The sequence below is a fragment of the Solirubrobacter deserti genome, from assembly GCF_027587175.1.
Lineage (GTDB): Bacteria > Actinomycetota > Thermoleophilia > Solirubrobacterales > Solirubrobacteraceae > Solirubrobacter > Solirubrobacter deserti.
In genome coordinates, this window is record NZ_JAPCID010000036.1 from 47474 (window position 1) to 69216 (window position 21743).

Genomic DNA, 21743 nt, shown 5'->3' on the forward strand with positions numbered 1-21743 from the left:
GCCGACGTAGGACGGGCATGCTCGCGCTGCTCGTCGCCCTCCTGCTGGTCCCGGCCCCGCACGCCTCGGGTGGCGGCATCCCGTCGGCGGCGTGGGGAGGGGCGGGCGCGAGCGCGCCCGGCGGCAAGCTCACCTACATCGTGCTGCCGAGCGGGCGGGGCTCACTCGTGCAGGCCGTGCACCGGGACGGCGGTAGCGTCGACCTCTGGAAGCAGCTCCCGCGCCGCTACGGCGTGCCGATGGCGGCCTACGACGGCACGATGACCGGGCTGTCCGCCGACGGGCGCGTGCTCGTCCTGGCCGAGGTGCCGGGCGTGTTCCCGGTGCGGCGCACGCGCCTACTCGTCCTGCGCACGCGGGGCTTTCGGGAGCTCGAGCGCTTCAGCTTGTCCGGGCACTACGCCGTGGTCGCGATCTCGCCGCACGGCCGCTACGTCTACCTGCGCCGTCTGACCGCGCCGACCCGCAACCCGCTGCGCACCGAGCTGGTCGTCCTCGACCGCGGCGAACCCGGCGCGCCGCGCCCGATCGGCGGCGAGTCGGCCGACATCCCGAGCTCGAGCGTCTCCGACGGCCGCTGGACCTACACCCTCTTCCAGCGCGACGGCTCCTGGGTCCAGGGCCTGGACACGGTCACCCAGGCCACGCGCCGCTGGGAGGTGCCCGGCGTCCCGGGCAACGACCTGATGCGGCTGCGGCTCGAAAACGGGTCGCTCCATGTCGGCGCCAAGGCCTCGTTCACCGTCCGTTGACGCGCTAGCGTTGACGCCATGACCGACCTGCAGCCCGACTACTTCGATCGGCCACTCGCCGAGGTCGACCCCGAGGTCGCCGAGGCGATCGGCCATGAGCTGGAGCGCCAGCAGCGCACGCTGGAGATGATCGCTTCAGAGAACTTCGTTCCACAGGCCGTGCTCGAGTGTCAGGGCTCCGTGCTGACCAACAAGTACGCTGAGGGCTACCCGGGCAAGCGCTATTACGGCGGTTGCGAGTGGGTGGACGTGATCGAGCAGCTCGCGATCGACCGCGCGAAGGCGCTGTTCGGGGCCGAGCACGCCAACGTCCAGCCGCACGCGGGCGCGCAGGCCAACACGGCCGTCTATCACGCGCTGCTGCAGCCGGGCGACCGGATCATGGGCCTGAGCCTCCCGCACGGCGGTCACCTCAGCCACGGCATGAAGATCAACGTGTCGGGCCGGCTGTACGACATCGTCCCGTACGAGGTCTCGCCTGAGGATCACCGGATCGACATGGACGAGGTCGAGCGCCTGGCCAAGGAGCACCGGCCGAAGCTGCTGCTCGCGGGCTGGTCGGCGTACCCGCGCGTGCTCGACTTCCCGCGCTTCCGCGAGATCGCGGACGAGATCGGCGCGCTGCTGATGGTGGACATGGCGCACTTCGCCGGCCTGGTCGCCGCGGGCGTGCACCCGAATCCCGTCCCGTACGCGGACGTCGTCACCACCACCGTCCACAAGACGCTCGGGGGCCCGCGCTCGGGCCTGATCCTCTGCCGCGAGGAGTACGCGAAAAAGATCAACTCGGCCGTCTTCCCGGGCCAGCAGGGCGGCCCGCTCGAGCACGCGATCGCGGCCAAGGCGGTTGCGCTCAAGATCGCCGCGACCGACCTCTTCAAGGAGCGCCAGCAGCGCACCGTGACCGGCGCCCAGGCGGTGGCGGCCGAGCTGCTGCAGGCCGGCAGCGGCGTCAACGTCCTCACGGGCGGCACGGACGTCCACCTCGTGCTCGTGGACCTGCGTGAGTCCGAGCTCACGGGCCAGGACGCGGAGGATCGCCTGCACGACATCGGCATCACCGTCAACCGCAATGCGATCCCGTTCGATCCGCGCCCGCCGATGGTTACCAGCGGCCTGCGCGTCGGCACGCCCGCGCTGGCCACGCGCGGCCTCCAGCAGGAGGACTTCGTCGAGGTCGGCAAGCTGATCGCGCGCGCGCTGCAGCCGGACTTCGATTCCGCGAAGGCCGAGCTGGTCGAGCGCGTGACCGCGATCGCCGACCGCTTCCCGCTTTACGCGCAGTTGAACACGCCGGCGACGGTCTAAGCGACACTTAACCCCATGCACGAGCAGGGGGCCGCGGCGCAACTGACGCTGCTGGCGCGCGTGGGCGCGATCCTCGGGTCGGGCCTGGCGCGCCAGGAGACGCTCGAACGCGTCGCGCAGCTGCTCGTGCCCGCGTTCGCGGCCTGGTGCGCGATCGACCTCGAAGGCGAGGACGGCGCGCTCGAGCGCCGCGTCGCGCTGCCGAAGGCGTTCCCGCCGCTGCCGCCGGACGCGCCGCACGGGCCGGCGATCGTCATGCGCACGGGCGAGCCCGAGCTCGTGCGCGAGATCACCGAGGACGCCCTGTTCGCCGCGGCTCGCGGCAACTGGGGCCGGCTGGCGGAGATGCGGGCCCTGGCGCTCAAGTCCGCGCTGTGCGTCCCGCTGACGACCGGCACGCGCGTCGTGGGGACGCTCTCCCTGCTGGCCACCGAGCGTCACTACGGCATCGCCGACCTCGAGCTGATGGGGGAGGTCGCGCGCCGCACGGCGTCTGCGATCGAGGCCGACCGCAACCGCGCGAACACGCAGATGCTGTTCGAGGCGTCGCCGACGCCGATGTGGGTCTACGACTTCGAGACGCTCGCCTTCCTGGCCGTCAACGACGCCTGCATCGAGCGCTACGGCTACTCCCGCGAGGAGTTCCTCGGCGGGATGACGATCAAGGACATCCGCCCGCCGGAGGAGATCCCGCTCCTGCTCGCGGACATCGAGAGCCACCACGGCGCGGGTTCGCGGGTCGCCCGCGAGTGGCGGCACCTCACTCGCGCCGGGAAGTTGATCGACGTCGAGGTCACGACCGGGCGGATCGACTTCGGCGGCCGCCACTCGGTGCTGGTCGTCGCGCACGACGTGAGCGAGCGCAAGCGGCTTGAGCGCCGGCTCACGGACGCGGAGAAGATGGAGGCGATCGGGCGCCTCGCGGGCGGCGTCGCGCACGACTTCAACAACCTCCTGACGGTCATCTCGGGCTACACGGAGATCCTGCTCGCGCGCGACCGCGGCCAGGAGCTGGAGGAGATCGCCCGCGCCGCGCGCCAGGCCGCCAGCCTCACGCGCCAGCTGCTCGCTTTCAGCCGCCGCCAGGTGCTGCACCCGACCAAGCTCGACCTCAACGAGATCGTGGCCGGGATGGAGACGATGATGCACCGCATCATCGGCGACGACGTGAGCGTCGCGACGCGCCTCGCGCCCGACCTCGCGCCGGTCGAGGCCGACCGCGCGCAGATCGAGCGCGTGATCCTCAACCTGGCGGCCAACGCGCGCGACGCGATGCCCCACGGCGGCGCGCTGACGCTCGAGACGCGCAACGTCGAGCTCTCCAGCCACGGCGCGGACGCGCTCACCGGCCCGCACGTGCTGCTCGCCGTCTCGGACACCGGCCTCGGCATGGACGAGAAGGTCCGCGCGCACCTGTTCGAGCCGTTCTTCACCACCAAGGAGGGCGGGGAGGGAACCGGGCTCGGGCTCGCCACCGTGTTCGGCGTGGTCAAGCAGAGCGGCGGCGGCATCTACGTCTACAGCGAGCGCGGCGCCGGCACGACGTTCAAGATCTACCTGCCCGCGGCGGCGCGCGGCGAGGACGAGCCGCCCGCGCCGGCGGGCGAGCCCGAGCCGGCCGCGGGCACCGAGACCGTGCTCGTGGTCGAGGACGACCGGAACGTCCGCGATCTCGTGCGGCTGCTGTTGGAGAGCAACGGCTACACGGTGCTCACGGCCCAGCAGGCCGACGAGGCCGTGCGCGTGTGCACCGAGCTCGACGTCGACCTGCTGCTCACGGACGTCGTGATGCCGGAGACCAGCGGCCGCGAGCTCGCCGAGCAGGTCGCCGCGGCCGCGCCCGGCGTGCGGATCCTGTTCATGTCCGGGTACTCCGACGAGGCCGTCCACCGCCACGGCGTCCTGAGCGAGGACGCGGCGTTCATCGAGAAGCCGTTCACCGAGCGGTCGCTGACGACGAAGGTGCGCGAGGTGCTCGACAACTAGCGCGTCGCCGGCGGGAACTTGCGGCTGGTGCTGTCGTAGCGGTGGTCCTCGAAGTCGACGATCGACGGGCGGCCGACCGCGAACACGCGCACGGGTCGCCGGCCGCGCCGGCGCAGCTCGCGCATGCGGCTCTCGGTCGGCTGGGCGCCCAGGTCGTGCGTGTGCATGCCGACGCGGTGGCCCGACCACGCCTCGCTCAGCGGGGTGCCGGCCGCGGCCTCCAGGGCCTGGTGGTCGTCGTCGCGCGGCCCCTTGTGCGGCTGCTCGGGATTTTCGACCTCGAACCCGCCGTCATTGCCGGCGATCGTGTTCAGACGCCGCGACTGCGGGTCGTATGAGTGGACCATCACGATGTGGTTGGCGTCCCCGGGAACGCCGTGATCGATCACCGCGATGTCGCCCGCCCGGACGTCGAGCTCGCCGCCCCGCTGGATCTCGTCGGCGGTGAGCCACTGGCGAACCGAGCCGCGCGCCTCGTGGTAATCGCGCAACTCGTGCCACGCATCTTCGGCGTGGATCCACTTCTTGATGCGCGCGTCTTCGCCCCATCCGTAGCGGTAGGTGAAGTAGTCCACGACGTTGTCGACGTGCAGGTAGTCCATCTTGAGGTCTTCGTCGAGGTTGGAGCGCAGGAACTTCTCGGCCGCGAACATGCCGCACCAGTCCCGCTTCGAGTAGGGATTGAACTCCGCACGCGCAACCGTCTCGGCGTCCTTGGCGTCCATCAGCGCGCCCTCGGCGTTCGCGATCGCCTCGAGCTGCAGTGCGGCCAGGACCATGTCCTGCACCGTCGGGTCCGGATGCTGCTTGCTCGTGCCCAGCGCGCGCAGCCGCTTCAGCCACGGCGCGTCGAACGCCCGCAGCGCGACCCGGTGCTTGCGCCGCTCCTCCTCGTCCGGCGCGCGTTTCATCGCGGCGTACAGCGTCTGGCGGCCGTGCGCGAGCTTCTCCATCACCTCCTCGACGCGCTCCTCCTCGGGGCTGGCGAAGCGGGCGAGATGGCGGACGACGGCCTGGTTGCCGGCGCTCTGCTGCAGCGCGAGCAGGGGGTGCGGTGGCGCAGCCGGACGACGCTGCGAACTTAAAGAGGGACTGTCCCGCTTTAGGTGGCGCGTGGTTCTCATGGCGCGTTCACGCTCCCAGCGGGACGGGCCGGATGCGGTGCGGCTGGCCGTACGCGGCGTGTCGCGACGCCGCCAGGAACCTAAAGAGGGACTGTCCCTCTTTATCTGCGGCCGAGCGTCATCCGCCGCGGGAGGGCGGCGACGAGCGGCTCGAGGGCGACCGCGACCTCGCGGGCGGTGGGGCGGGCCGACGGGTCGGGGTCCAGGCCGGCGAGCAGGACGTCGGCGAGCGCGCGCGGGGTGCGGCGCGGGAGCTTGGACGGCGCGGCCGTGAGCTGCGGCCAGCGCTCCTCGCAGGGCGGGAACGGACGCGTGCCGGTGAGGCCGGTGTAGAGGGTGGCGGCAAGGCCGAACACGTCGGCGGGCGGGCCGAGGCGCCCGTCCGGCTCGCACTGCTCGGGCGCCATGAAGGCGTCGGTGCCGATCGGTGAGCGCAGCGCGGCGGCCTCGCGCACCGTGCGGGCGACGCTGAGGTCGATCAGGCGCGGCGGGCCGCCCATGACGACGTTGCTGGGCTTGACGTCGAGGTGGACGATGCCCTCCGCGGCCAGGTAGTGGAGCGCGCTCGCCATGTGCAGGCCGAGCGGCAGCAACTGCTCGAGCGCGAGCGTCTGGCCGTCCTTGAGCAGCTCGTCCAAGGTCGGGCCGTCGAGGTGCTCGAGCACCAGGTGCGGGAACGGGCCTCGCCCTGCGGGCTCGTGAGGGCGAGCACCTCCCCCGCGCGGCGGGTCGAGTACGGCCCCGAAGCCCCGCACGATGACCGGGTGGCCGAGGCGCTGCAGCAGGTCCGCCTCGCGGCGCAGGTCGTGCAGCGCGACCGGGGCCGTGGCCTGGTCGGGCCGCAGGACCTTGGCCACGAGCACCGCGAGCCGGTGTTCGTCCCACACCAGCAGCGCCTCGTAGCGGCGGCCGCCGCCGATCCCGCGCAGCACGGTCCGGCCCCGAGCGATCTCCTCGCCCTCCTCCAACCCCCCCGTGGGGCGCCGAGGCCGCGGCGGGGAGCGCTCCCAGGGCGGCGTGGACGCGACCGTGGAGTCCATCAGTCCGTGTCGTCCAGCGTGAGCGTGAACTTCGAGCCGGCGAGCGTGCCGATGGCGTGGTCGGCCGGGCTGAAGACCAGCAAGCCGAGCGGGGCACCGACGGCGAGCACGACGGTCGCGACGGCCGCCGCGAACATCCGCGGGACGGTGCGCTGAGCGACGGGCTCCGGGGCGTCGGCAAGCGCCAGAAAGGCATCGGCGAGCGGCTGGGGCATGGGAAGGAGGCGAGGTCGGCGGGGCAGTCGACGTCGCGGGCTGTCCTTCCCGGGTAATTCGCTCCACAATCCCGGATTACGGGATGTCAACAGTTCTTGACGACCAACCGTCGGGCGCCCCTGCGATCCTTTGGCCGCAACCATGGTGATGGAGGCCGTCCTCGCCGCGTTGGTCGCCTTCGCCGTGGCGACCGCGCTCACGCCGCTCGCCGCGCGCTTCGCGCGCCGCATCGGCGCAGTCGATCAGCAGAAGGAGATCGGGCTCGCCAAGCGGGCCACTCCGCTGCTGGGCGGACTCGCGATCCTCGGCGGGGCGCTCGTCGCCGGCGTCCTGTTCCTGCCCGACAACGAGCGCACCGAAGGCATCCTTGCGGCAGCGCTGCTGATCGTCGTCGTCGGAGCGCTCGACGACCGCTTCGAGCTGCCGCCGGTGGTCAAGCTCGCCGGCCAGTTCCTGGCCGCGGGCGTGCTGGTGCTGTCCGGCGTCGTCGTGGACGCGTTCACCTTCCCGTTCCTGCATCGCGTGGAGCTCGGCGACTTCGGCGGGCCGCTGACGATGCTCGCGCTCGTGTTGCTGATGAACATCGTCAACTTCTCCGACGGCGCTGACGGACTCGCCGCCGGCGTGTGCGCGATCGCGGCGCTCGCGTTCGCGGTGATCGCGTTCGACCTCGGCCGCCGCACCGCGGGCACGCTCTCGGCCATCACGGCGGGCGCGGCGCTCGGCTTCCTGCTGTGGAACTTTCCGCCGGCGAAGATCTTCATGGGCGACTGCGGCTCCAACCTGCTCGGCTTGTTGCTCGGCGCCGTGATCGTGGAGGGGACGCTCAAGACCAACGCCCTGATCGCGCTCGTCGGCCCGCTCGTGGTGCTCGCCGTGCCGCTGATGGACACGGGTTTCGTCGTGCTCAAGCGCCTGAAGTACGGGCGGCCGATCTACCGCGGCGACTCCAACCACTTCCACCACCGCTTCTATCGCATGAAGTGGAAGACCCGGCGGTACGTCCTGTGGCTCTACGCCTGGACGGCGATGATGGCCGGCACCGCCGTCGCGCTGCGGTTCATCCCGTACTCGGAGCGCGACGGCACGCTCAACGGCGGCTGGGCGCTGCTGATGGGCGCGCTGCTGCTCGTGTGCCTGGCGGTCAGCCTCTACCTGGTGTGGGTGCTGGAGATCATCAAGCTGCGGCGCGTGCGCGAGTGGCAGATGCGCCGCGCCGACCCGGACACGTCCGAGCACGAGATCGACGAGCAGGTCGACCGCGAACTCGAGACGGGCGAGTTCGGCCAGGTTCGAACCTGAACTGTGCGGCTACCCGCACTAGCGCCGGACCCGCACCCTGGGGTACGGTTCGTCCAGTCGAGATCAATCACCGGCGAACGCCCGGGGAGGTGAGCAGGACCGTGACGACCAATGACGCGATTTTCCCGATGAGTGGCGATGGCGTCCTCCGTCTCGCCCTCCTGCTCGCGTCGAACGATTGATCGTCGGTCGCGGGCAGTCCACCTGCCGCTCGCGACCTCCTCATCCACAGCCCCGAGGTCTTCAGCGTCTCCGCACGCGCGGGCGGCTCCCACCACAACCAACTGGAGCCAACCGAAATGCACACGCTCAATCAGGCCATCCTGGGTCACGTCGTCGCCGCAGAGCGCGCCGACCGCCCCCGGATTCGTGCGGTCAAACCGCGGCGACCGGAGCGACCGCCGAATGCGCCCTTGCGCGCCCGCGCGGCCTTCGCGACCGGCCGGCTGGCGCGCCGCCTGGACCGTGAGATGGCCCGCCGCGCCGTCATCTGATCCATTACGTAGCCAGAGCCCAACGGGGACAGGCCTTCTTTAGGTCCTCGCTTCGTCGCCCCGCGGCGCTACGAAGCGAATACCTAAAGAAGGCCTGTCCCCGCCGTTGAGGCACGGAACGCGCCGCCGTTGAGGCACGGAACGCGCCGCCGTTGAGGCACGGAACGCGCCGCAGTTGAGGCACGGAACGCGCCGCCGTTGGGGCACGGAACGCCCGCGGCTAGGGTTCTAGGGCGTGGAGATCACCCGTCTCGAACAGCGCGAGTCGTTCGTCACCGCCGACGGCTCGTCCATCCGCGAGTTGGCCGGAATCCCGTCCGGCAACGCGGTCAACCAGTCGCTGGCCGAAGCGACGGTCCCGCCCGGCGGCGAGACGTTCGAGCACTTCCACCGGGTCTCCGAGGAGATCTACTACTTCACCGCCGGGGCCGGGCGCATGCGCCTCGGCGAGCAGGAGGCCGAGGTCCGGGCCGGCGACATGGTCGTGATCGCGCCTGGCCTCAAGCACAAGCTGTGGAATCCGGGCGCCGAGCCGCTCGTGCTGCTGTGCTGCTGCTCGCCCGCGTACTCGCACGAGGACACGATCCTGCTCGAGGGCGCTTCTTGAGGCGCGCGGTCCTGCTCGCCGCGCTGCTCCTGGTGGGCTGCGGGCAGTCCAAGGACGAGGGGATCTCGGGCGGCGGCAAGGTGATCGGCGGCACCGTGACGGTCTATTCGCTGACGACCGACCCGGGCGCCACCAGCCGCTCCTTCGTCGACGGCGAGAAGCTGGCGCTCTCGGATGCGGGCGGCAAGGCGGGCGAGTTCGCCATCAACTTCACGTCGCTGGACCTGGGCGCGGACGAGGACGCGCAGGCCCAGTCCTCGCGGCGAGCGATCAACGATCCGCAGATCATCGCCGCGATCGCCGACGCGACCCGCGTCACCGTCCCGCTGTTCAACGCCGCCGGGATCCTGCAGATCGCCCCCAGCGGCGACCCGAAGCTCATCACCAACCCGAACGCGCTGCCGTCGGGCAAGGACAACGTGGGGCTCGTGCGGGGCACGCTGCCGGCCGAGTTCGCCGAGCGCTACCAGGCACAGTTCGGCCGTGCGCCCGACCAGAGCGCCGAGAACGGATACCGGGCGATGGCCTCGGTGCTCGACGCGATCCGCCTGGCGGGTGCGGCCGGCAACGACCGCACCCGGGTCATCGACTCCTACCTCTAGGAGATCCGCGAAGCGATCTCCAAGCGATCGCGCATGGCGCCGGCAAAGCCGGCTGCCGCGTTCGATCGCCTAGGCCTCGAAGCTGGTTTCCAGCGTGATCTCCGGGACGCTCGCGAGCGCCTTGGAGAGCGGGCAGTTCTCCTTCGCGCCCTGTGCGGCCTGCTCGAAGCCGGCGGCGTCCAGGCCCGGGACCTTGCCCGTGACCTTCAGCGCGATCTTGGTGATCCCGAAGCCCTCGCCGACCTTGTCGACGGTCACGTCCGCCGACGTCGACAGGGACTCGGGCGGGTTGCCGGCCTGCGAGAGGCCGACGCTCAGGGCCATCGTGAAGCAGGACGCGTGCGCCGCGCCCAGCAGCTCCTCCGGGTTGGTCCCGGAGCCGCTCTCGAAGCGGCCGCTGAAGTTGTACTGAGCGTCGAGCACGCCCGTCTCGGTGGAGACGGAACCCCCGCCGCGCTTGAACTCTCCCTGCCAATCGGCCTTCGCGCTACGTGTCGGCATCGTGTTCCTCCTAGTGGGGTCGGACTACGTGCCGGGCACCTTACGGCTAGCCTTCCGGCGGTGTCGCGACGAGGAACGCGGCCGCGGCGTTCACCCACTCCTCAAGCTGGTCTGCTAGAGGCGGGTGTCACAAAGTTGTTACAAACTCGAAGAAGCCGCTATATTGGCGCCCGTCGAACCGGCCGGGGAGTCCTCCGTCCCTCCCGCCGCGCGTGCCCGCGCGGGGATGGCCTGGTACGGCGCGTCAGCCTGCCATGAGCTCTACGACAATGTCCACTTCTGACCCCCTGGTCTTTCTCCGCTACCTCGACGTGGTGCTGCTCGTGCTGGCCGCCCCGTTCGTGTGGCTGGCCGGCGGCCCGATGCTCGGCTTCACCGTCGGCGCCGTCGCGTGGATCGTCACGCGCATCATCGGCGCCGTGATCGAGCGCCAGGCGCGCGGTCGGGAGATCAAGACCCAGATCGCCCTCAACTTCGGTGTGCTGATGGGGCGCGTCTGGGTAGTAGGAATCGCCATTCTCGTGGTCGGCAGGACGGCTGAACGGGCAGACGGACTCACAGCGGCCCTCGTCGCCCTCGTCGCGTTCACGCTCTATCTCGCAACTTCACTGGTCCTGCGCCCCTCGGAGAGGAACACCCAGCGCCCATGAGTACGACCCGCAAGATCCTCTTCGGCGCCGTCGGCGTCTGGCTGTTGTTCGTGATCATCGGGTTCACCGGGATCCTCGGCTCGGCCCCGCGCAACGAGGAGTTCGCCCCGGACGAGGAGTTCGCGATCCCCTCGTGGATCGACCTCCCCGGCCAGCTCGACATCAACCGGGCGGTGCTGTACCTGGTGATCTCGGCCCTCCTGACCTGCATCACGATGGTCTACATCGCCAACCGCATGCAGGCGCGGCCGAACCGCGTGCAGACCGCGGTGGAGACGCTGTACACGCTGATGCGCGACAACATCACGCGCGGCAACATGGACGACAAGATGGCGAAGAAGTGGTTCCCGTTCATCGGGACGCTGTTCCTGTTCATCTGGTTCAACAACCTGATCGGGTTCATCCCGCTCCCGACGGCGGCGCACCACGTCGAGGTCTTCGGCCTCGAGATCCCGGCCTTCGCCCTCTATGCGGCGACGGCCAACATCTCGGTGCCGCTCGTGCTGGCGCTGATGGTGTTCATCGCCTACACCGCCGAGGGCATCCGCCACCACGGTCCGCTGGGCTACCTGAAGAGCCTCATCCCGGCCGGTGTGAAGGGCGGCATGGCCGCCTTCATCTTCGTGCTGGAAGTGATGTCGAACATCATGCGAATCCTTTCGCTCTCCGTTCGTCTGTTCGCCAACATGCTCGCCGGCCACATGATCATCCTGTTCATGTCGGGTGGCCTGGCGATCATCCTCGGCATGGCCGGGCTCGGCTTCGCGCTGCTGCCGATCGGTCTCGCGCTGTACCTGTTCGAAGTCGGCCTGGTAGCCACGCTGCAGGCGTTCATCTTCGCCACCCTCTCGGCGATCTACCTCGGCGGCTCGGTCGCCGAATCTCACTAGAAGGAGCCCTCCAAAGTGAACACCTTCATGACCATCCTGAGCTTCATCTTCGCCCAGGAGGATCCCGCGGAGACCGCTTCCGCCGCCGGCAAGGCGATCGCGGTCGGCGTGGGTGGCGGCCTCGGCGCCGTCGGCGCCGGTGTCGGCATCGGCATCATCTTCGGCAAGGTCATCGAGTCCGTTACTCGCCAGCCCGAGATGCGTGACGAGATCACGTCCATCCAGTGGCTCGGCTTCGCCCTCACGGAGGCCTGCTTCTTCTACGGCCTCGTCTCCGGCCTGATCGCGCTCTTCCTGGCATGACCTTCCTGCTCGCCGCCGAGTCCGAGATCGACTCTCCGGGGCTCGTCGATCCCGTCTGGGGGTTGATGTTCTGGACGTTCGTGGTCTTCGGCCTCACGATGTTCGTGCTCTGGAAGGTCGCGTTCCCGCGCATCGGTGAGGCCCTCGACAAGCGCCAGAAGGCGATCGAGGACTCCATCGACTCCGCGGAGCGGACCAAGCGCGAAGCGGACGAGCTGCTGCGCGAGTACCGCGAGCGGCTCTCCGACGCGCGTGGCCAGGCCGACGAGATCGTCGCCCGCGCCCGTCGCACGGCCGAGGCGCACGAGGTCGAGATCCAGGCGCAGGCGCGAGCCAAGCGCGAGGAGATGATGGATCAGACGCGTCGCGACATCGAGGCCGAGACGCGCCGCGCCATCCAGCAGATCCGCGCCGAGGTCGCCGATCTCACCGTGCTCGCGACCGAGAAGGTGACGCGCAAGAGCCTCGACTCCGCCGACCAGAAGCGGCTGGTCGACGAGGCGCTCGCCGAGCTCGATTTCGCCGCCCTGGCCAAAGAGGAGCGTTAAGGAGCGATGGAAGAGATCGCCACGGTCTACGCCCGCTCGCTGTTCGAGGTCGCGCAGGAGCAGCAGAAGCTCGACGTGGTGCGCGACCAGCTCGGCGCCTTCGCCGACGCACTCGACTCCTCGCGCGAGCTGCAGACGTTCTTCTTCTCGCCGTATTTTTCCACGGCCGAGAAGTCGGACGGGCTGGACCGCGCGGTCTCTGGCGCCGATCCCACGGTCGTCAACTTCCTCAAGCTGCTGATCGAGAACCACCGCACGCCGGCGATCTTCCGCGTCCGGCGTGAGATCGAACGGCTCTGGCAGGAGGAGAACAAGCTCCTCCCGGTCCAGGTCACGTCCGCCGTGGAGCTCGACCAGGCCACAGTGAGCCAGATCGGTGATCGGATCGCCCAGCAGACGGGTCGCAGGATCGACCTGTCCGCCACGGTCGAGCCCGACATCCTCGGCGGCATCGTGGTGCGCGTCGGCAACTCGATCCTCGACGCCTCGATCCGCAACCGACTCGAACAACTTCGCAAGCAGGTCGCTCGGGCCTGACCCCGGCAAGGAGCTAAGCGTGCAAATCAAGCCCGACGAGATCACCTCCATCCTCAAGTCCCGCATCGAAGGGCTCGAGGCCGGCCAGGCCGACTTGACCGAGGTCGGCACCGTGCTGACGATCGGCGACGGCATCGCCCGCATCCACGGCCTCGAGAACTGCATGGCGTTCGAGATGCTCGAGCTGCCCCATGACGTGATCGGCCTCGCCCTGAACCTCGAGTCCGACAACGTCGGCGCCGTGCTCTTCGGCCCGTGGGAGAAGATCGTCGAGGGCGACACGGTCAAGCGCACGAACCGCCTGCTGGAGATTCCGGTCGGCGACGCGCTGCTCGGCCGCATCGTGTCCCCGCTCGGCCAGCCGCTCGACGGCAAGGGCCAGATCAACACGAGCGACTTCCGCCCGGCCGAGTTCAAGGCCCCGGGCGTCGTCCAGCGCCAGCCGGTCACCGAGCCGATGCAGACCGGCATCAAGGCCGTCGACGGCATGATCCCGATCGGCCGCGGCCAGCGCGAGCTGATCATCGGCGACCGCCAGACGGGCAAGACGGCGATCGCGATCGACACGATCATCAACAACAAGGACACCGGGGTCATCTCGGTGTACGTGGCGATCGGTCAGCGCATGTCCACGATCGTGGGTCTCGCCAAGACCCTCGAGGACGCGGGCGCGCTGGACAACACGATCATCGTCGCCGCCCCGGCCGACGAGGCCGCGCCGATCAAGTTCATGGCGCCGTACGCGGGTTGCGCCATGGCCGAGCACTTCCTCTACAACGGCAAGCACGCGCTCGTCACCTACGACGACCTCACCAAGCACGCGTACGCCTACCGCCAGATGTCGCTGCTGCTGCGCCGCCCGCCGGGGCGCGAGGCCTACCCGGGCGACGTCTTCTACCTGCACAGCCGCCTGCTCGAGCGTGCGGTCAAGCTCAACGACTCGCTCGGCGGCGGGTCGATGACGGCGCTCCCGATCATCGAGACGCAGGCCGGCGACGTGTCCGCGTACATCCCGACCAACGTGATCTCGATCACCGACGGGCAGATCTTCCTGGAGCCGAACCTCTTCAACTCCGGCGTGCGCCCGGCCATCAACGTGGGCATCTCCGTGTCCCGCGTGGGCGGCAACGCGCAGATCAAGCCGATGAAGCGCGTCGCCGGCCGCCTGAAGATCGAGCTCTCGCAGTTCCGCGACCTCGAGGCGTTCGCGCAGTTCGGCTCTGACCTCGATCCGGACACCCAGCGCACGCTGGCCCGTGGTGAGCGCCTGGTCAAGACGCTCAACCAGAACGAGCGCAGCCCGCTCGCGGTCGAGGACCAGGTCGCGGTCATCTACGCCGCCACCAACGGCTTCGTGGACCGCATCCACGCCGACCGCGTGGGCGAGTTCCATGAGGGCCTGGTCGAGCGCCTGCACGCCGACGCGGCGGACACGCTCACGAAGATCCGCGAGGGCGACTGGTCCGACGAGACGCAGGAGGCTCTGCGGTCCTCGATCGAGACGTTCGTCGGCGACTTCGGCTACGACCTCGACGAGGAGGGCCAGCCGCTGTCCGACGAGGATCAGCTGCGGACCGACGAGGGTCGCCGTTCGAGCGACGAGACCTCCGAGCAGCCGGCCGCGGTCTCCGCGGGCGCGTAACGAGGCGCCATGGCCCTCAAGGACGTCAAGAGCCGCATCGCGTCGGTCAAGAACATCCAGAAGATCACCCGTGCGATGGAGATGGTCGCCGCGGCGCGCCTGCGCCGGGCCGAGCAGCGCATCGAGTCGCTGCGGCCCTACGCGGGCGCCGTCCGGCGCATGACCCGCCAGGCGGCGGAGGCGGCCGGGAACGTCCCGAACTTCCCGATCCTCAACGAGCACGAGTCCGAGGACAAGATCGGCATTCTGCTCGTCACCGGGGATCGCGGTCTGGCGGGGGCGTTCAATTCGCAGATCGTGCGTGCCGGCCTGCGCGCGGGCATCGAGTACGAGGGCGCCGGCAAGACCACGGTGTGGTACGCGTCGGGCCGCCGCGGCGTGTCGTCGCTGGCGTTCCGCGGCCGCGAGGCCAAGGGCGCCTACACCGGCTTCACCGATCGCCCGTCGTACGCCAACGCGCGCGAGATCGCCGCCGACCTCGTCGCCGCCTACGTGGACGGCGAGGTCGACCGGGTGGAGATCGTCTACAACCGCTACGTCTCGGCGCTCACGCAGGAGGTCACGCGTGAGACGCTGCTGCCGCTGCAGCACGCGACGATCATGGGCGACGACGGCGCCGACGACTCGCTCGGCGGCCGCGCCGCGGAGGAGGACGCCGCATCCGACCATGCCGACGGCAAGCACGCGCTGGTCGAGTACGAGCCCGACCCCGAGGTCATCCTCGAGCGCCTGATCCCGGCCTACGTTGAGATCTCGATCTTCCGCGCGCTGCTGGAGTCGACCGCGTCCGAGCACGGCGCGCGCATGACCGCCATGCGCAACGCCTCCGAGAACGCGGGCGACATCATCAAGGACCTCACGCTGGAGTTCAATCGCGAGCGCCAGGCCGCCATCACCCAGGAAATCATGGAAGTTGTCGCCGGCGCGGAGTCGCTGGTCTAAGGAGCCCTATCTATGGCTGCGACTGCTGATACTCAGAAGACCAACACCGGCCGGATCGAGGAGATCCAGGGCGTCGTGATCGAGGCCGTCTTCCCGGACGAGCTGCCCGAGATCTACTCGGCGATCACGGTCGACCGCGGCAACGGCGAGACGCTCGTGCTCGAGGTGCAGCAGCACCTCGGCGACGACCGGGTGCGCGCGGTGGCCATGGACTCCACCGACGGCCTGGCGCGCGGCGTCGAGGTGGTCGACACCGGCGGCCCGATCACGGTGCCGGTCGGCGACGTCACGCTCGGCCGCATCTTCAACCTGCTCGGCGACCCGATCGACGAGGGTCCCGACATCGAGGTCAAGGAGCGCTGGCCGATCCACCGGCCCGCCCCGACCGTCGAGGAGCTCACCCCGACGACCGAGATGTTCGAGACGGGCATCAAGGTCGTGGACCTGCTCGCCCCGTACGCGCAGGGCGGCAAGGTCGGCCTGTTCGGCGGCGCCGGCGTGGGCAAGACCGTGCTCATCCAGGAGCTCATCCACAACCTGGCCAAGGAGCACGGCGGCCTGTCCGCGTTCTGCGGCGTGGGCGAGCGCTCCCGCGAGGGCAACGACCTCTGGCTGGAGATGACCGAGTCGGGCGTCATCGACAAGACGATGCTCGTGTTCGGCCAGATGAACGAGCCCCCCGGGGCTCGCATGCGCGTCGCGCTGACCGGCCTCACCATGGCCGAGTACTTCCGCGACGAGCACGGGCAGGACGTGCTGCTGTTCATCGACAACATCTTCCGGTTCGTGCAGGCCGGCTCCGAGGTGTCCGCGCTGCTGGGCCGCATGCCGTCGCAGGTGGGCTACCAGCCGACGCTGGAGTCCGAGATGGGTCAGCTGCAGGAGCGCATCACGTCGACCCGCAAGGGCTCGGTCACGTCGGTGCAGGCCATCTACGTGCCCGCGGACGACCTCACCGACCCGGCGCCGGCCTCGGTGTTCGCCCACCTCAACGCGACCACCGTGCTCTCGCGCGGCATCGCCGAGAAGGGCATCTACCCGGCCGTGGACCCGCTGGACTCGACGTCGACCATCCTCAAGCCCGACATCGTCGGCGAGGACCACTACTCGGTCGCCAACGAGGTCAAGAACGTGCTGCAGCGCTACCGCGAGCTGCAGGACATCATCGCGATCCTCGGCATCGACGAGCTCTCCGACGAGGACCGCGTGCTCGTGCAGCGCGCGCGCAAGATCGAGCGCTTCCTGTCGCAGCCGTTCCACGTGGCCGAGCAGTTCACGGGCACGCCGGGCGCGTACGTGTCGATCGCCGACACGGTCCGCTCGTTCCGCGAGATCCTCGAGGGCCAGCACGACGACCTGCCCGAGTCCGCGTTCCTGCTCAAGGGCACGATCGAGGACGTCGTCGAGGCGGCGAAGCGCTAGGCCATGGCCCGCACGCCCTTCAAGGTCGAGGTCCTCACCCCGGAGGGCGAGGTCTTCAACGACGAGGTCGAGATGGTCTCCACGCGAACCAGCGTGGGGTCCATCGGCATCCTCGCCAACCACCAGCCGCTGCTGGCGATGCTCAACCCGACCGAGCTGCGGCTCTACAAGTCGGAGTCCGAGGTCGTCCGCTACGCGCAGGGCGAGGGTTTCCTGCAGATGACCGGCGACCGCGCGCTCGTGCTGGTCGACGAGGTCTTCAGCGTGGACAAGCTCGACGCCGCCGACCTGCGGGATCGCCTCAAGCGCGCCGAGGACGAACTGGCCTCCGCCGAGGAGGACAGCGAGGAGCGCCGCCAGGCCGAGCGTGACAAGCGCCGGCTCGAGGCGTTCCTCAAGCTCACCGAGAGCGCCTAGCCTCCGCAGTCATAGCGCGAACCAGAAAGCCCGCCTCCCGGCGGGCTTTTCTCATTCTCGGGGTTGCCCGACGTCCGCGACCCGGACGACGCGGCCGTCACGGACCCGACGTCGATCACGCGCGGTGGGGCGACGTCCCGCGCCAACGTCATCCCATCGCGGGAGACGACGCGGACGCGGCAGCCGTACCCGCGGGCGATCTCCGCCGCGTCGTCGAGCGTCTCGGTCGCGAGTGCCCGCGCGTCGAGCGTCTTGTCGGCCGGGACGGCGTCCGCGGCGGGAGGGCACGGCCAGCGCTGGTACCGCCCGGACTCGGGTGTGTCCTGGGGCGGGCCGCACGCCGCCGCGGCCAGGGCCGCGGACGCGAGCAGTGCGACAGCGGCCCGCCGTCGCACCATTCGCCAGAGGGCTACGGGGCCGTCGTCGAGAGCGTGAAGGTGAGCGTCTTCGAGTAGGTGCCCGTGCGCAGGGCGTCCGTCTCGGAGACGGACTGCTTGAACGTGATCGTCGCCGCGTCCCTGACCGCGCTGTCATAGGTCAGCAACTGCGTCGGAGCCGCCGTGCCGCCGAGCGCAGCGAAGGAGGGCGGCGGGGTCGTCGTCGCGCCCTTGACGGCGCCGACCTGCACCGGCTGGGTCAGGACGTGCGTGCCGTTGACCATCCGGCCGACGTTGGTGGTGCTCGCGTCGGCGACGGTCAGCGTGGTGTCGTCGGCCGTGGAGAAGATCGCCGCCACCGTGGTGGACGTGTAGTCCTTGGCGACACCCGGGACGAACGCGCCGAACGGGGTCGGCGGGCTGAGATCCAGGTGCAGCGTAGGCGACACGATCGGGCCGTCGACCGTGTAGCGGGCGGTGCCGATGGCCTGGGCGACGCCGCTGGCGTTGCGCGCGATCACCGTGAAGTACTGCGGGCCGACCTGGTTGGTCGGGATCGGCGCGCCGTTGGCGACCGGGCCTTCGCAGCTGACGACGCCGTCACCCGCGCAGGTGTACGACGCGTTGACGACCGCGTTCTGCGCGATGGTCTGCCCCTCGACCGGAGCAGCAATCGTCACCGACGGCGTCGCCTGGGCCAGGGCCGAGCACGGCAGAATCGCCACCCCGACCGCAACGCCCGCAAACACCTTCCATGGCCTCAACATGAACACCTTCTGCAATTTGAAGACTCCCCCCAGGGACTCGCCCGCCTACTTTGTAGAAGCGCGCCCCCGCTTGTCAACCCGCATGCGCCATAAGCGGACACACGTCCGACCAAAACGCGTTGACGAGCCTCCACACCCGGCCGGTTGCGCGAACGCGCCAATACGGAGACAATCGCGAGTCCGGAGGGTGTGGTCCATCACAGGAGGGTGTGGCTCGTGAAGCCATGGATAGGCGTCGTCGCGACAGCGGCGGCGATTTTCGTAGCACCGGCGACGGCGCTCGCGGGGCCGGACGATCCCGCGCTCGTCAAGTTCCAGCTCGAGAGCAGTGCGAAGTACGACGACTTCGAGGCGCTCGGCTTCAACATGGATCACGCGGTCGAGGACGGTGAAGGCGCTTCGGTCATCGTGAGCGCCTGGGTCACCGACGACCAGATCCAGCAGGCGCGTGCCGCCGGCTTCGAGAACGTCGGCGTCGTCCACGACAAGTTCAACATCGACGCGGTCCGCCGCGAGATGAACGCGACCGTGGAGGCCGAGGAGGCCGCCAAGGAGGCGCTCGCCGACGCCGCGGCCGGCAAGCAGTCGCGCAGCGCGGCCCCGAAGTCCGTCCGCGCGCAGCGCGCCGACTTCTACGAGAACAACCTCAGCCGTTACCTCTCCATCGAGGCCAACGCCGACGGCGTGAGCTTCACGTGCGTGCCCACGCCCACCGGCGAGAACTGCACCTACAACGGCCCGACGCTCATGGCCGAGTGGTTCGACGCCAACGGCAACAAGATGGGCCAGGGCCAGCTGGGCGTCTACCGCGACCCTGACGTCAGCCCGGACTACTACCAGTACCACTACTCGATCTTCCGGCTCGGGGACGTCGGCGACGGCAAGCCGGACCCGGCGACGATCCGCATCGCGTCCTCCAACGGCGACGTCGACACGCTCACCGCCAAGGAGTGGATCGCCAAGGATCCGCCGAGCTACACGTCGGCCCCGGGCTTCCGCTCCGGGTTCATGACGCGGTACCTCAACGGCCAGGAGGCGCACAAGCGCGTGCGCGACCTCGCCGCCGAGTTCCCGAACATCTCCGAGGCGATCAAGCTCCCCGAGCAGACGCGCGGCTACATGCGCAAGGCGCAGACGATGCTCGGCTACTACGCGGTCCCGAACGAGCAGAACCCGAATCCGTTCCCGGACGCGACGCGTCCGTACGTCATGTTCGACGAGGGCAACCGGCCCGTGGCGGGCCTCGCGCCGGCCACCGGCCAGACCCCGGACCTCGTCACGCCGGAAAGCATCGTCGTCCTCACCTCGCGGCTGTACGGCCACCTGGGCGGCAACAGCCTGACGGCGCGGATCGTCCCGCCGACGGCCGCCAACCAGTCGTTGTCGGTGTCGCTGGTGGGCAACGCCATCCGCATCAATCCGGCCACGGACGCCAGCGGCGCGATCACGTCGACCGCCGCCCAGGTGGTTGACGCGGTCAACGCCCACGCGGACGCGAGCCAGCTGGTCGTCGCCAGCAAGTACCGCACCTTCGCCGGCAACGGCGTCGTCAAGGCCGGCCCGGTGTCTCCGCTCAGCGACCTGCTGCGCGCCCCGGCGAGCGTCCCGCGCGGCCCGATGGATCAGTACGCGATCCGCATCGGCAAGCAGCGTGACGGCTCCAAGGTCGGCGTGTTCTTCTACTGCCAGGAGCACGGCAACGAGATCGCGACCTCGGGCGTCTGCATCGAGACCGCCGAGCGCCTCGTGCGCAACTACGGCACCGATCCCAAGACGACGGAGCTCGTCGACAACCTCGACATCTTCATCGTCCCGCAGATCAACCCGGACGGCGCGACGCACTCGCTCTACGACTCCAACCGGCGCAAGAACCTGTCGCACCACTGCGACGACACGAGCAAGTTCGGCAACAACATCGACCCGGCCAACCGCAACAGCTGGGGCGTCGACCTGAACCGCAACTTCTCGATCGGCTCGATCTTCGACGGCTTCCAGGGCGCGTCGGCCACGAACTGCCTGAGCGGCAACTTCGCCGGCCTGAACGAGTTCTCCGAGCCCGAGGCCCGCAACGAGAGCTGGGTCCAGACGACGTTCAGGAACATCAAGTTCGCGAACAACATCCACTCGTCCGGTGGCTACTTCATGTGGCCGCCCGGCGCGTACACCCCGCAGCGCGAGCCGCTGCCGTACCCGCCGTACGGCACGCTGAACTTCTTCGACCAGGCCGCCAAGCAGGTGCTCGACGGCATCAAGTCGCACCGCAAGCTGGCGGTCCGTCCGCAGAAGACCGGTCCGGTCATCGACGTGCTCTACTCGGCCGCCGGCAACTCCGCGGACGAGGCGTACTACAAGAACGGCATCATCGGTTACGACTTCGAGATCGGTGACTCCAACAACGAGTACAAGAACCCGGCCACCGGCGAGATCGTGCAGTGCAGCGCCGGCCAGCAGCCGCCGTTCGGCGACTCGACCAACGACTGCCTCGACAACGAGGGCTTCCATGAGTCGATGGAGTTCGCCTCCGGCAACTACGGTCTGATGCAGTCGGCGCTCGACTACGCCAACGACGTCACGCCGCCGGTCGTCGAGGCCGTCACCGGTTCCATCGACGGCGGCAAGATCGACGTGCGCTTCACCTCCAACGAGGCGTCCTCGATCTACTACACGCTCGACGGCTCGACCCCGACGACGGCGTCCACCGAGTGGAAGCCGAACCGCGCCCGCGCGCTGCCGCTCCCGCTGCAGCTCGCCCCGAACACGGTCCTGAAGTGGATCGCGGTCGACTTCAAGGGCAACGCGTCCGCGGTCAAGACCAAGGCGTTCGGGTTCACCGAGGGCACGGTCGGCGGCAGCGTGCCGGCGACGCTCTCGCTGACGCTCAATGGTGCGCCGAGCTTCTCGCCGTTCATCCCGGGTGTCGCCAACACCTACACGGCCTCGACCACGGCCTCCGTGACCTCGACCGCCGGCAACGCGACGCTGACCGTCGGGGATCCGTCCTCGGTCGGCACCGGCCATCTGGTCAACGGGTCCTACGTCATGGCGCAGCCGCTGAAGGCCCAGGCCCGCATGACGGGCACGGCCCCGCACCAGTTCTACCCCGTCGGCTCCTCGGCCGCGCCGTTGAACATGTTCTATTGGTCGGCGCCCGTCACCGGGTTCCCGCTCACGATCGAGTTCCAGCAGACGATCGGCGCGAACGACCCGCTCCGCACGGGCACGTACGCCAAGCCGCTCACGTTCACGCTGTCGACGACGCAGCCGTAAGAGCGATCTCGGCCGGCCGGGTGATCAGCCCGGCCGGCCGTCGCCGCTA

The 21743-nt window shown here is 69.6% G+C and carries 23 protein-coding genes; 17 read left to right on the plus strand and 6 right to left on the minus strand.

What is annotated here, in order from left to right:
* Positions 1-17: 17 nt before the first annotated feature.
* From OJ962_RS22235 to OJ962_RS22245, 3 genes are read left to right on the plus strand one after another with little or no spacing between them, the layout of a single operon-like run.
* Positions 18-752, plus strand: a complete 735-nt coding sequence (locus tag OJ962_RS22235; protein ID WP_202956840.1) for a hypothetical protein — start codon at positions 18-20, stop codon at positions 750-752.
* 18 nt (positions 753-770) lie between these two features.
* Positions 771-2060 carry a serine hydroxymethyltransferase gene (gene glyA, locus OJ962_RS22240; protein ID WP_202956841.1) on the plus strand — a complete coding sequence of 430 codons (1290 nt, stop codon included), beginning with the start codon at positions 771-773 and terminating at the stop codon, positions 2058-2060.
* A gap of 15 nt (positions 2061-2075) precedes the next feature.
* A complete protein-coding gene (locus OJ962_RS22245) occupies positions 2076-4046 on the plus strand; it encodes a response regulator (RefSeq protein WP_202956842.1) in 1971 nt (656 codons plus the stop codon).
* Here the strand turns inward: OJ962_RS22245 and OJ962_RS22250 are convergent.
* The 3 genes from OJ962_RS22250 to OJ962_RS22260 all read right to left on the minus strand — a co-directional run bounded on the left by OJ962_RS22250 (position 4043) and on the right by OJ962_RS22260 (position 6425).
* On the minus strand, positions 4043-5170 hold the full coding sequence (locus OJ962_RS22250) for a hypothetical protein (RefSeq protein ID WP_202956843.1): 1128 nt from the start codon (positions 5168-5170) through the stop codon (positions 4043-4045). The genes OJ962_RS22245 and OJ962_RS22250 overlap by 4 nt on opposite strands.
* A 101-nt stretch (positions 5171-5271) precedes the next feature.
* Positions 5272-6210, minus strand: a complete 939-nt coding sequence (locus OJ962_RS22255) for a serine/threonine-protein kinase (RefSeq protein WP_270006608.1) — start codon at positions 6208-6210, stop codon at positions 5272-5274.
* A complete protein-coding gene (locus OJ962_RS22260) occupies positions 6210-6425 on the minus strand; it encodes a hypothetical protein (protein ID WP_202956845.1) in 216 nt (71 codons plus the stop codon). Before OJ962_RS22260 ends, OJ962_RS22255 begins: the two co-directional genes overlap by 1 nt.
* A 130-nt stretch (positions 6426-6555) precedes the next feature.
* Between OJ962_RS22260 and OJ962_RS22265 the strand changes: the two genes are divergently transcribed.
* The 4 genes from OJ962_RS22265 to OJ962_RS22280 all read left to right on the plus strand — a co-directional run bounded on the left by OJ962_RS22265 (position 6556) and on the right by OJ962_RS22280 (position 9431).
* The gene (locus OJ962_RS22265; protein ID WP_238932064.1) at positions 6556-7728 is read left to right on the plus strand and encodes an MraY family glycosyltransferase; all 1173 of its coding nucleotides are present in this window, start codon (positions 6556-6558) and stop codon (positions 7726-7728) included.
* Between the two features lie 299 nt (positions 7729-8027).
* Entirely contained in the window at positions 8028-8222 is a 195-nt protein-coding gene (locus tag OJ962_RS22270; RefSeq protein WP_202956846.1) for a hypothetical protein, read from the plus strand.
* Positions 8223-8457: 235 nt separating this feature from the next.
* On the plus strand, positions 8458-8829 hold the full coding sequence (locus OJ962_RS22275; protein WP_202956847.1) for a cupin domain-containing protein: 372 nt from the start codon (positions 8458-8460) through the stop codon (positions 8827-8829).
* Positions 8826-9431 (plus strand): type 1 periplasmic-binding domain-containing protein, encoded by a 606-nt coding sequence (locus OJ962_RS22280; RefSeq protein WP_202956848.1) that lies wholly within the window; start codon positions 8826-8828, stop codon positions 9429-9431. Before OJ962_RS22275 ends, OJ962_RS22280 begins: the two co-directional genes overlap by 4 nt.
* A 69-nt stretch (positions 9432-9500) precedes the next feature.
* Here the strand turns inward: OJ962_RS22280 and OJ962_RS22285 are convergent, their stop codons facing one another.
* Positions 9501-9932 (minus strand): OsmC family protein, encoded by a 432-nt coding sequence (locus OJ962_RS22285; RefSeq protein WP_202956849.1) that lies wholly within the window; start codon positions 9930-9932, stop codon positions 9501-9503.
* 314 nt (positions 9933-10246) lie between these two features.
* Here OJ962_RS22285 and OJ962_RS22290 point away from each other — a divergent pair, with 314 nt between their 5' ends.
* From OJ962_RS22290 to atpC, 9 genes are read left to right on the plus strand one after another with little or no spacing between them, the layout of a single operon-like run.
* Positions 10247-10582 carry a hypothetical protein gene (locus tag OJ962_RS22290; RefSeq protein ID WP_270006609.1) on the plus strand — a complete coding sequence of 112 codons (336 nt, stop codon included), beginning with the start codon at positions 10247-10249 and terminating at the stop codon, positions 10580-10582.
* Positions 10579-11472, plus strand: coding sequence for a F0F1 ATP synthase subunit A (gene atpB / locus OJ962_RS22295; RefSeq protein WP_202956851.1), 894 nt, complete (start codon positions 10579-10581; stop codon positions 11470-11472). Before OJ962_RS22290 ends, atpB begins: the two co-directional genes overlap by 4 nt.
* A 27-nt stretch (positions 11473-11499) precedes the next feature.
* Positions 11500-11775 (plus strand): ATP synthase F0 subunit C, encoded by a 276-nt coding sequence (atpE, locus tag OJ962_RS22300; RefSeq protein WP_202956852.1) that lies wholly within the window; start codon positions 11500-11502, stop codon positions 11773-11775.
* Positions 11772-12323, plus strand: coding sequence for a F0F1 ATP synthase subunit B (atpF, locus tag OJ962_RS22305; protein WP_202956853.1), 552 nt, complete (start codon positions 11772-11774; stop codon positions 12321-12323). The genes atpE and atpF overlap by 4 nt, the downstream gene beginning before the upstream one ends.
* A gap of 6 nt (positions 12324-12329) precedes the next feature.
* Positions 12330-12860 carry an ATP synthase F1 subunit delta gene (gene atpH, locus OJ962_RS22310; RefSeq protein WP_202956854.1) on the plus strand — a complete coding sequence of 177 codons (531 nt, stop codon included), beginning with the start codon at positions 12330-12332 and terminating at the stop codon, positions 12858-12860.
* Between the two features lie 19 nt (positions 12861-12879).
* The gene (gene atpA / locus OJ962_RS22315) at positions 12880-14502 is read left to right on the plus strand and encodes a F0F1 ATP synthase subunit alpha (protein ID WP_202956855.1); all 1623 of its coding nucleotides are present in this window, start codon (positions 12880-12882) and stop codon (positions 14500-14502) included.
* Positions 14503-14511: 9 nt separating this feature from the next.
* Positions 14512-15444, plus strand: a complete 933-nt coding sequence (gene atpG, locus OJ962_RS22320) for an ATP synthase F1 subunit gamma (protein WP_202956856.1) — start codon at positions 14512-14514, stop codon at positions 15442-15444.
* Positions 15445-15456: 12 nt separating this feature from the next.
* Positions 15457-16866, plus strand: coding sequence for a F0F1 ATP synthase subunit beta (gene atpD / locus OJ962_RS22325; protein ID WP_202956857.1), 1410 nt, complete (start codon positions 15457-15459; stop codon positions 16864-16866).
* Between the two features lie 3 nt (positions 16867-16869).
* Positions 16870-17283, plus strand: a complete 414-nt coding sequence (gene atpC, locus OJ962_RS22330; protein WP_202956858.1) for an ATP synthase F1 subunit epsilon — start codon at positions 16870-16872, stop codon at positions 17281-17283.
* On the opposite strand, the gene OJ962_RS22335 is transcribed toward atpC, so the two are convergent.
* The gene (locus tag OJ962_RS22335) at positions 17280-17681 is read right to left on the minus strand and encodes a hypothetical protein (protein ID WP_202956859.1); all 402 of its coding nucleotides are present in this window, start codon (positions 17679-17681) and stop codon (positions 17280-17282) included. The two genes, atpC and OJ962_RS22335, sit on opposite strands and share 4 nt — an antisense overlap.
* 11 nt (positions 17682-17692) lie before the next feature.
* Complete coding sequence (locus OJ962_RS22340) at positions 17693-18340, minus strand: hypothetical protein (RefSeq protein ID WP_270006610.1); 648 nt, start codon at positions 18338-18340, stop codon at positions 17693-17695.
* A 303-nt stretch (positions 18341-18643) separates the two neighbouring features.
* On the opposite strand from OJ962_RS22340, the gene OJ962_RS22345 reads away from it, so the two are divergent.
* Positions 18644-21694 carry a M14 family zinc carboxypeptidase gene (locus OJ962_RS22345; RefSeq protein WP_202956861.1) on the plus strand — a complete coding sequence of 1017 codons (3051 nt, stop codon included), beginning with the start codon at positions 18644-18646 and terminating at the stop codon, positions 21692-21694.
* Positions 21695-21743: the final 49 nt, after the last annotated feature.

Excerpts from the sequence above, each read along its gene's own strand:
- OJ962_RS22235 (WP_202956840.1), top strand. The coding sequence starts at position 18 with ATGCTCGCGCTGCTCGTCGCCCTCCTGCTGGTCCCGGCCCCGCACGCC.
- glyA (WP_202956841.1), top strand. The coding sequence starts at position 771 with ATGACCGACCTGCAGCCCGACTACTTCGATCGGCCACTCGCCGAGGTC.
- OJ962_RS22245 (WP_202956842.1), top strand. The coding sequence starts at position 2,076 with ATGCACGAGCAGGGGGCCGCGGCGCAACTGACGCTGCTGGCGCGCGTG.
- OJ962_RS22250 (WP_202956843.1), bottom strand. The coding sequence starts at position 5,170 with ATGAGAACCACGCGCCACCTAAAGCGGGACAGTCCCTCTTTAAGTTCG.
- OJ962_RS22255 (WP_270006608.1), bottom strand. The coding sequence starts at position 6,210 with ATGGACTCCACGGTCGCGTCCACGCCGCCCTGGGAGCGCTCCCCGCCG.
- OJ962_RS22260 (WP_202956845.1), bottom strand. The coding sequence starts at position 6,425 with ATGCCCCAGCCGCTCGCCGATGCCTTTCTGGCGCTTGCCGACGCCCCG.
- OJ962_RS22270 (WP_202956846.1), top strand. The coding sequence starts at position 8,028 with ATGCACACGCTCAATCAGGCCATCCTGGGTCACGTCGTCGCCGCAGAG.
- OJ962_RS22285 (WP_202956849.1), bottom strand. The coding sequence starts at position 9,932 with ATGCCGACACGTAGCGCGAAGGCCGATTGGCAGGGAGAGTTCAAGCGC.
- atpB (WP_202956851.1), top strand. The coding sequence starts at position 10,579 with ATGAGTACGACCCGCAAGATCCTCTTCGGCGCCGTCGGCGTCTGGCTG.
- atpE (WP_202956852.1), top strand. The coding sequence starts at position 11,500 with ATGACCATCCTGAGCTTCATCTTCGCCCAGGAGGATCCCGCGGAGACC.
- atpF (WP_202956853.1), top strand. The coding sequence starts at position 11,772 with ATGACCTTCCTGCTCGCCGCCGAGTCCGAGATCGACTCTCCGGGGCTC.
- atpH (WP_202956854.1), top strand. The coding sequence starts at position 12,330 with ATGGAAGAGATCGCCACGGTCTACGCCCGCTCGCTGTTCGAGGTCGCG.
- atpG (WP_202956856.1), top strand. The coding sequence starts at position 14,512 with ATGGCCCTCAAGGACGTCAAGAGCCGCATCGCGTCGGTCAAGAACATC.
- atpD (WP_202956857.1), top strand. The coding sequence starts at position 15,457 with ATGGCTGCGACTGCTGATACTCAGAAGACCAACACCGGCCGGATCGAG.
- atpC (WP_202956858.1), top strand. The coding sequence starts at position 16,870 with ATGGCCCGCACGCCCTTCAAGGTCGAGGTCCTCACCCCGGAGGGCGAG.
- OJ962_RS22335 (WP_202956859.1), bottom strand. The coding sequence starts at position 17,681 with ATGGTGCGACGGCGGGCCGCTGTCGCACTGCTCGCGTCCGCGGCCCTG.